Source organism: Levilactobacillus lindianensis (assembly GCF_003946095.1).
Lineage (GTDB): Bacteria > Bacillota > Bacilli > Lactobacillales > Lactobacillaceae > Levilactobacillus > Levilactobacillus lindianensis.
Map to the genome: position 1 here is coordinate 1 of NZ_RHOD01000062.1, position 1,467 is coordinate 1,467.

Consider the following 1,467-nt stretch of genomic DNA (forward strand, 5'->3'; position numbering starts at 1 on the left):
GGCTCTCTGTCAAATCCTGTTGATAGATAGTTTTACAGAACTAGAAGCTAAGCGGCTTCTAGTTCTGTTTTTGTATTTGGTTTTGTTCTCATTTGTTGAAGTTTGATCCGCGAGATTAAATGATGGAAATTTCTAAATCCAAACGCAGTCCGCTGAATCTGCTTAATCATCCGATTAATACCTTCAATTGGGCCGTTAGAATACTTAGATTCACTGGCATTCAAGACAATTTCCAGATTACTTTTAAACGTTTTTAGTGTTTCCTTCATTTGAAAACTTAGGTTTTCATTTTTGTAGAGATAGTGGACAATGCCATCTTTGTCATGATTTTTAAGACAGGACATGATACCTTGCAGCGCATCGTATGTGCTCGAAATAGTGTCATCAGTGTCAAGCCCCATTTGTACTCGCCCTTGTTGAGTTAACTGCTGTCGTAAATGACGATCATAGAAAGTTTGGCTGACTTCTAGTTCATCAATGTGCTTCAAATATAGTTTCCATGAGAACTTAAGCAGTCGATATTCGATAGATTTCTTGTCATATTTTTTCATTGTCTGAACTCTAGTCTGGTTGAATGCCCGCGTCATCATGGCGATAATGTGGAATCGATCAACGACAATTTCTGCGTTTGGAAACATTTCCTTAACGATATCTTTATAGTAACTATTGAGATCCAGAGTTACGGTTTGAACCCGTTTTCGGGTATTGATATGGAATTTATTAAAGTACTCAATAATGCTTTTTTTATAGCGATCCGGCAAGATTTGTTGAATTTCATGGTTGCTGGCACCGTTAATACAGATAAAGTGTAATTGACCACCAACACCGCGAACTTCATCCATCGCTAAATGCTCTGGTAAGTAATCATAATTCCGGCGGAATAAATCATCGTAATTATCTAAATAGCGACAAATTGTACTTGGTGATACACAATTATCTAAGGCGATGCTGGCCTGAGTCCGGTCGTCCTGCAAATGCATGAATATTTTCTGTCGTGTGGCTTGCGAAATGTTGCAATATTTATCAACTAGACTAGTGGATGCCATTATTGAAGCACCACAGTCTTTACAAACTAATCGTTCCTTATGCAGCTCAAGGTACACTGGCTCACTGGCATTGGCTGACGGGTACGAAGTACGCGCAATGTAGTGACCATTATGGTTCAGATGATTGAAACCACATTGGGGACATCTCACACAGTTAACTTTAACGTTGGCGATGTAAATCTTAGATTGTTTGTTTTTAATAGATTGGCTTTTATAAGCAAAAAAGTTAACGTTCTCGTCAGTTATGCTTAGGACGAACTTTATGGTATTATCAATAGGGTTCATGGGTTCTTATCTCCTTTAATGATGCTGTAGTGGGTGGATTTTATTGGATGGGGACCTGTGGGCTTTTAATTTACAAAAAAATCCTGTTAATAGATTACCACTCTGGCAATCCATCAACAGGAAAAAGTATAGAACC

The 1,467-nt window shown here is 38.2% G+C and carries 1 protein-coding gene; it reads right to left on the reverse strand.

Annotated elements, in window-relative coordinates; all coding sequences use genetic code 11:
- Positions 1-47: 47 nt before the first annotated feature.
- Positions 48-1,331, reverse strand: coding sequence for an ISL3 family transposase (locus tag EKM70_RS11285; RefSeq protein ID WP_125547835.1), 1,284 nt, complete (start codon positions 1,329-1,331; stop codon positions 48-50).
- Positions 1,332-1,467: the final 136 nt, after the last annotated feature.